The organism is Methylibium sp. (genome assembly GCF_031393925.1).
In the GTDB taxonomy this organism is placed as follows: Bacteria; Pseudomonadota; Gammaproteobacteria; order Burkholderiales; family Burkholderiaceae_C; genus Methylibium.
On record NZ_JANMWL010000123.1, the window covers coordinates 1 to 6,848 of the forward strand.

Here is a 6,848-nt window from a genome sequence, read left to right on the forward strand (position 1 = left end):
GCTTCCTTGGCCGGGAGGTAGTCCTCGACCCTGAAGCCCTTGACCTCGCCGGCAAAGCGGCAGGCCAGGTCGGACGCATCGAACTTGGTGACGTTGGCGATGCCGGAGCGCCCGGCCACCAGGTTGGCCCAGGACTCGGCCACCGTGTTGCCCACGGGGGTGACGAGACCCAGTCCGGTCACGACGACGCGACGACGGCTCATGCGAAATGGAATGCAGTCGGGCAATACGACGGGCTGGACTCAGGCCTTCGCGTGGGACTTGGCGTAATCGATCGCCAGTTGCACGGTCGTGATCTTCTCGGCCTCTTCGTCCGGGATCTCGATGCCGAATTCATCCTCGAGCGCCATCACCAGCTCGACGGTGTCGAGCGAGTCCGCGCCCAGATCGGCGACGAAGGCCTTTTCAGTGGTGACTTCGCTTTCGGCCACGCCAAGTTGCTCGGCAATGATCTTCTTGACGCGTGCTTCGATATCGCTCATGACTCCTCCAAGGAGTGGTTGCAAAAACAGCCGTCGATTCTAAGGGCTCTACGGAGACAGCCCTGAGGTCCGTTCGTGGCGCAGCGCGGCGCGCGTGCAGCGGCCGCGCCGATTCAGTTCATGAACATGCCTCCATTGACATGCAGTTCGCAGCCGGTGATGTAGGCCGCCTGCTTCGACGCGAGAAAGGCCACCGCATGGGCGATCTCCTCGGGAAGGCCCAGCCGCCCGAGCGGAATCTGAGCCAGCAATGCGGTCTTCTGCGCCTCGGGCAGGCGCTCTGTCATGTCGGTGGCAATGAAGCCCGGCGCGACGCAGTTGACGGTGATGCCGCGGCTGCCGAGTTCGCGTGCGAGCGAGCGCGTCATGCCGGCGACGCCCGCCTTGGCGGCCGCGTAGTTCGCCTGACCCGCGTTGCCGCTGGCCCCGACGACCGACGTGATGTTGACGATGCGGCCGAAGCGCTGCTTCATCATCGGCCGGATCGCGGCACGGCTGGCGCGAAACACCGCCTTGAGGTTGGTGTCGATCACCGCGTCCCAGTCATCGTCCTTCATGCGCATCGACAAGGTGTCGCGCGTGATGCCGGCGTTGTTGACGAGCACGTGCAGGCCGCCGTCTTGCTTGACGATCGCGTCGATGGCGGCGTCGAGCGCGATCGGGTCGGTGACGTCGAGCACCAGGCCGCGGCCGCCGTGCACCGCCAGCGCCTCACCGATGGCCGCCGCGCCGGCTGCACTGGTGGCCGTGCCGATCACCTTGAAACCCTGCGCCGCGAGCGTGCCAGCGATCGCACGGCCGATGCCGCGGCTGGCGCCCGTGACGAGGGCCGTTTGCGTTGGGATGTCGCTGATGCTCATCGGGGTAGCTTCGTGCTGCGCACTCCGGTATTCGCCCTGCGGGCGGACGTGCGTGCTCATGTGAACGCCCCTTTTGTGTCGCCGAGGCTCGCCGGATCGAAGATGTTGGCGGTGACGAGCTCGGCATCGATCCGCTTGACCAGCCCCGCGAGCACCTTGCCGGGGCCGCATTCGGCAAGGTGCGTGACCCCACGGCCCTTGAGCGCCTGAACCAACTCGACCCAGCGCACCGGCCCGAACGCCTGCCGGTAGAGCGCGTCGCGAATGCCTTGCGCGTCGACCGCGACGGCAACGTCGATGTTGTTGAGCACCGGCAGCGTTGGCACGCCCAGCGACGTCGCGGCCAGCCGTTCGCGCAGCGCCTCGGCCGCGGGCTTCATGAGGCTCGAATGAAAGGGCGCCGATACCGCCAGCGTCAAAGCGCGTTTGGCGCCCGCCGCCTTGGCCAGCTCGCAGGCCTTGTCCACCGCGGCCTTGGTGCCCGAGATGACCGTTTGCTTCGGGTCGTTGTAATTGGCCGCCTCGACCGGCTCGCCCGTGGCCGCCGCCGCCTCGGCGCAGGCGGCGCGCACGGCCTGGGCGTCCAGGCCGAGAACAGCCGCCATGGCGCCGCTGCCCACCGGCACCGCGTCTTGCATCGCCCGCGCACGAAAGCGCACCAGCGGCACCGCGTCGGCCAGCGTCAGCACACCGGCAGCGACCAGTGCGCTGTACTCGCCGAGCGAATGGCCGGCGACGATGGCGGGCACGGTGCCGCCCTCGGCCCGCCAGGCGCGGTAACACGCGATGCTGGCGGCGAGCATTACCGGCTGCGTGTTGGCCGTGAGGTCGAGCGCTTCTTTCGGGCCGGCGTGGATCAGCGCGGCGAGGTCTTCTCCGAGCGCCTGCGAGGCCTCTGCCAGCGTGTCGCGCACGACCGAGTGATCGCCCCAGGCGTCGAGCATGCCCACGCTCTGCGAGCCCTGGCCGGGAAAGACGAATGCAATGGCGGTCATGGTCGGTTGTTATCGGGGTCGGCGAACGAGCGCCACCCCGCGCTCAAAAGTCGAGCAGCACCGCTCCCCAGGTGAAACCGCCGCCCACGCCTTCAAGCATCACCGTGTCGCCACGCTTGACCTGGCCGCGGCGCACCGCGTGGTCCAGTGCCAGCGGTATCGACGCAGCCGAGGTGTTGCCGTGCTCGTCGACGGTGACCACGAGCTTGTCCAGCGGCAGCTTCAGCTTCTTGGCGGTGCTCTGCATGATGCGGATGTTGGCCTGGTGCGGGATCAACCAGTCGAGGTCGCTTTCCTGCCGGCCGGCCTTGGCGAGCACGGCGCGCGCCGCATCCTCCAGCACGCTCACTGCCAGCTTGAAAACCGCCTTGCCATCCATCTTGAGCAGCGGATCACCAATCACCTTGCCACCCACCACCGTGCCCGGCACGCAGAGGATGCCGACATGGCGCCCGTCGGCGTGCAGCTCGGTGGCCAGCAGGCCGGGCGTGTCGCTCGCTTCCAGCACCACGGCGCCGGCGCCGTCGCCGAACAGCACGCAGGTCGTGCGGTCCTTGAAATCGAGGATGCGCGAGAACACCTCGGAGCCGATCACCAGGGCGCAACGCGCGCTGCCGGTGCGGATCATCGCGTCGGCCACGGTGAGTGCGTAGACGAAGCCGGAGCACACCGCCTGCACGTCGAACGCGGCGCAACCATGCACACCGAGCTTTTGCTGCACGAGGCAGGCGGTCGAAGGGAAGATCATGTCGGGCGTGGACGTGGCCACCAGGATCAGGTCGACATCGGCGGCCTGGCGGCCGGCGGCCTCGAGCGCGTGGCGCGCGGCCGGCAGCGCCAGGTCGCTGGCGGCCATGTCGGCGTCGGCGAAGTGGCGTGCGCGGATGCCGGTGCGCTCGACGATCCACTGGTCCGACGTTTCCACGCCGTCCCGAGCCAGCTCATCGGCAAGCTGCTGGTTCGTCAGGCGCCGCGGCGGCAAGTAGCTGCCGGTGCCGGTGATGCGCGTGTACGGGGCGAACGAAGGGGCAGTCGGGGTCATGCGGCTTGGGGCACCACCGGGGCTTGGCCGCCCGGCGGAGGTGGCAGGGCCTGCAGCGTCTGGAGGATGCGATCGTGAACCTGTTCGAGCAGGCGGTTGCGCGCGGCATCATAAGCCCGGTTCAGCGCCTGCTCGAAGGCGAAGGCGTCGGCCGACCCATGGCTCTTGAACACCAGCCCACGCAAGCCGAGCAGCGCCGCACCGTTGTAGCGACGGTGGTCGACGCGCCGCTTGAAGCGGTTGAGCACGGGCAATGCAACCAGTGCGGCGAGCTTGCTGTACCAGTTGCGCGTGAACTCCTGGCGAATGAAGCTCGAGAGCATCGACGCCAAGCCTTCGGCAGTCTTGAGCGCGACATTGCCGACGAAGCCGTCGCACACCACGATGTCGGTCTTGCCGGTGAAGATGTCGTTGCCTTCGACGTTGCCGTGGAAGTTGAGATGCCCGCCGGCCGCTGCCGCGCGCAGCAGCTCGCCGGCACGCTTGATGGTCTCACTGCCCTTGATCGCTTCTTCGCCGATGTTGAGCAGCCCGACGCTTGGGTGGGGCCGGCCCTCGACAGCCGCGACCAGCGCACTGCCCATCACCGCGAACTGCAGCAGATGCTCGGCCGAGCAGTCGACGTTGGCGCCGAGGTCGAGCACCGTGGTGTGGCCATCGCGCTGGTTGGGCATGACGGTCGCGATCGCCGGACGGTCGATGCCCTCGAGCGTCTTGAGCACGTAACGCGCGACCGCCATCAAGGCGCCAGTGTTGCCCGCCGAGACGCATGCATGCGCCGCGGCCACGCCGTCCACCAGCTTGACCTGACTGATCGACACCCGCAAGGAGGAGTCGCGCTTGCGGCGCAGCGCAACCTCGACGGAATCGTCCATCGTCACCACTTCGCTGGCCACCACCAGCGTGCAGCGCGCCCAGCCGGCAGCGGGTGCGAGCGCCTCGGCGCGGCCGACAAGCAGGAGTTCGGCCTCGGGATGCGCGGCCAGGAACGAGCGACAGGCCGGCAGCGTGACGGCCGGGCCATGATCGCCGCCCATGCAATCGACCGCCAGGCGCACGGATCCGCTCAAGGGAACGGCCGCCGAGTCGTGATCCATGTCAACGGGGGGGAAGGACGCATGAGCCCGCACGACCGCCCGAAGGACGAATACCGGAGCGCGCAGCACGACGTAGCTCCGGTGAGCGCACTGCGATGCGACGGCGGGTGGGATCGGCACATGACAGCAAGGCCTTGGGCCGCTGCACGCCGATCGACGCTGCAATGAACAACGCCCGGCGACCTGCGAAACAGGTGGCCGGGCGTGACCGTGCAGGTTTGCGACCGGGCCCGGGCGCACCACCGGCCCGACCGCATCGACTCAGTGCCCGCCGGGCCGCCCCGAGGGCGCTGAGCGCCGCGGGGGGGCAGTGAACGCAGTGGGCGTGGTGGCTCGACTCAGGCATCCGCCTTGGTCTTGAGCACCTTGCGGCCGCGGTAGAAACCGGTCGCGCTGATGTGGTGGCGCAGGTGCGTCTCACCGGTGGTCGACTCGATCGCGATGCCCGGCGTGGTCAGGGCGTTGTGCGAGCGATGCATGCCACGCTTTGAAGGTGACTTCTTGTTCTGTTGAACGGCCATGATGGGCTCCTGGGTCGTGCTGGCGCCGCGGTCGAACGGGGCGCGGTGCGCCGGAGCCGGGCTCCGGGGCGGTGAGCGAAACGCCATGCCGCGTCTGCGGAGCATGACAGGGCCCGCACCCCGATTGCGGGCAGTGTGCGGAAAAGCGGAGGAGTGTATCAGCGCAGCGACGCACCCTCGGTGGCGCTCAGTGGGCACCGCCCGGTTTCTTCAACGCCTGAAGCGCGGCGAACGGGTGCGGCGGTGCCGACACCACGACGTTGTCGTCAAGCGTGCCGGTCACCAGCGGATGCGGGCAGCGCTCATGGCGTGGCACCAGCGGCAAGGCAAGCAGCAACTCGTCTTCGGCCAGCTCGCGCAGGTCCAGCGCGGGCGTGAGCTCCAGCACGTCGTCCTCGCTGTCGATATCCAGCGCAGCGGCCTGCTGTTCGCCGGGAACGAAGCGCAGCAAACGGTCGACCTCGACCCGCTCGTCCACCGGCCCGAGGCAGCGCTGACACTGCAGCCGCAATGACGCACGGACCGTCAGGTGAAGCGTGATTTCGGGGACATTGCCGCCCCGCTCGCGCCGCTCGCCGCGCGCCGACCACTGAACCGGATCGCTGTCACCGGGCGGTGTATCGGGATGCGCACTGGCGGCCAGACGACGCAGCGACGCAAGCGGCCAGCTGCCCTCCAGGCTCGCCGCGGCCTTGGCCAGGGCGTTCACGTCCAGCCGCAGGCAATCGAATCGACTCGTTTTCATCGGCTGGCGAGTGTATAGGCCGGTGGCCGCGACAATGCCGGCATGGACCCTTCGGCCACCTCGCTTTCGATGCCCCGGTTGGTGCTGGCCTCGACCTCGCGCTACCGCCGCGAGCTGCTCGAACGGCTGCGGTTACCGTTTCGCAGCGAGTCACCGCAGGTCGACGAAACCCCGCTGCCCGGCGAGCAGCCGGCCGAACTCGTCTTGCGCCTGGCGCTGGCCAAGGCGCGTGCCGTGGCTGGGCGACAAACCGACGCGGTCATCATCGGCTCGGACCAGGTGGCCGACTTCGATGGCACGCCGCTGGGCAAACCAGGCACGCATGACCGCGCAGTGGCGCAGTTGCGCGCGATGAGTGGTCGCGCGGTCGTGTTCCACACCGGTGTTGCGGTGCTGCGTCCGGCCACCGGCTTCGAGCGCGTCGTGCGCGTTGCGGTCACGGTGCGTTTTCGCGCTCTTGGCGACGCCGAGATCGAGCACTACCTTCAAGCCGAGCGCCCTTACGACTGTGCCGGCAGCGCCAAGTCCGAGGGACTGGGTATCGCCTTGATCGACGCGATCGAGTCCGATGACCCGACGGCGCTGGTCGGCCTGCCGCTGATCGCCACCGCCCGCTTGCTGCGCGAAGCGGGGGTCGATGTGCTGGGCGGCCGAGCGCGATGAGCGCAACAAGCGCAATGAGTGGCGCCTTGATCCTCGTTCCGAACACGCTCGATCTCGGCACCGGCACGCCGTGCGCCCTTCAAGACGTGCTGCCGCAGGCCGTGCTCGAGACGGCGGCACGGTTACGGCATTGGGTGTGCGAGAACGCCAAGACGACGCGCGCCTTTCTCAAGCGTGTCGACAGCGTCGTGCCGCTCACGCACCCGCTGCAATCGCTCGACATCCGCGAGCTTCCTCGCGCACCGAAGGGCAGCGCCGTGGCGCTGCCGTCTAGCGTCGCGGCAGCGATGCGCGAGTTGCTTGCACCGGCGCTGAGCGGTCACGAACTGGGCCTGATCAGCGATGCCGGCCTGCCCGCCGTGGCCGACCCCGGCACCGCGCTGGTTGCAGCGGCCCACGCCGCCGGCATCGCGGTGCGGGTGCTGCCCGGGCCCAGCTCGCTC

General features: G+C 68.7%; 9 protein-coding genes and 1 pseudogene. 2 read left to right on the top strand and 8 right to left on the bottom strand.

Annotated features, from left to right (window positions below):
- The 8 genes from RMO12_RS07135 to RMO12_RS07170 all read right to left on the bottom strand — a co-directional run.
- Positions 1-203, bottom strand: a 203-nt coding sequence (locus RMO12_RS07135; protein ID WP_309638752.1) for a beta-ketoacyl synthase N-terminal-like domain-containing protein, incomplete at its 3' end; no start/stop codon positions are given.
- Between the two features lie 39 nt (positions 204-242).
- Positions 243-482, bottom strand: coding sequence for an acyl carrier protein (gene acpP / locus RMO12_RS07140; protein WP_309626371.1), 240 nt, complete (start codon positions 480-482; stop codon positions 243-245).
- A gap of 113 nt (positions 483-595) precedes the next feature.
- Positions 596-1,342 carry a 3-oxoacyl-ACP reductase FabG gene (gene fabG, locus RMO12_RS07145; protein ID WP_309638757.1) on the bottom strand — a complete coding sequence of 249 codons (747 nt, stop codon included), beginning with the start codon at positions 1,340-1,342 and terminating at the stop codon, positions 596-598.
- A gap of 56 nt (positions 1,343-1,398) precedes the next feature.
- Positions 1,399-2,337, bottom strand: coding sequence for an ACP S-malonyltransferase (fabD, locus tag RMO12_RS07150; RefSeq protein WP_309638753.1), 939 nt, complete (start codon positions 2,335-2,337; stop codon positions 1,399-1,401).
- A 43-nt stretch (positions 2,338-2,380) separates the two neighbouring features.
- Entirely contained in the window at positions 2,381-3,379 is a 999-nt protein-coding gene (locus tag RMO12_RS07155; RefSeq protein WP_309626369.1) for a beta-ketoacyl-ACP synthase III, read from the bottom strand.
- On the bottom strand, positions 3,376-4,476 hold the full coding sequence (plsX, locus tag RMO12_RS07160) for a phosphate acyltransferase PlsX (RefSeq protein WP_309638754.1): 1,101 nt from the start codon (positions 4,474-4,476) through the stop codon (positions 3,376-3,378). The genes RMO12_RS07155 and plsX overlap by 4 nt, the downstream gene beginning before the upstream one ends.
- Before the next feature lie 338 nt (positions 4,477-4,814).
- Positions 4,815-4,997 (bottom strand): 50S ribosomal protein L32, encoded by a 183-nt coding sequence (rpmF, locus tag RMO12_RS07165; protein WP_309626367.1) that lies wholly within the window; start codon positions 4,995-4,997, stop codon positions 4,815-4,817.
- A 187-nt stretch (positions 4,998-5,184) separates the two neighbouring features.
- Positions 5,185-5,742, bottom strand: coding sequence for a DUF177 domain-containing protein (locus RMO12_RS07170; protein WP_309638755.1), 558 nt, complete (start codon positions 5,740-5,742; stop codon positions 5,185-5,187).
- A gap of 42 nt (positions 5,743-5,784) precedes the next feature.
- On the opposite strand from RMO12_RS07170, the gene RMO12_RS07175 reads away from it, so the two are divergent.
- Positions 5,785-6,405, top strand: a complete 621-nt coding sequence (locus RMO12_RS07175) for a Maf family nucleotide pyrophosphatase (protein WP_309638756.1) — start codon at positions 5,785-5,787, stop codon at positions 6,403-6,405.
- A gap of 26 nt (positions 6,406-6,431) precedes the next feature.
- A pseudogene (locus tag RMO12_RS07180) lies at positions 6,432-6,848 on the top strand (ribosomal RNA small subunit methyltransferase I); the annotation flags it as partial.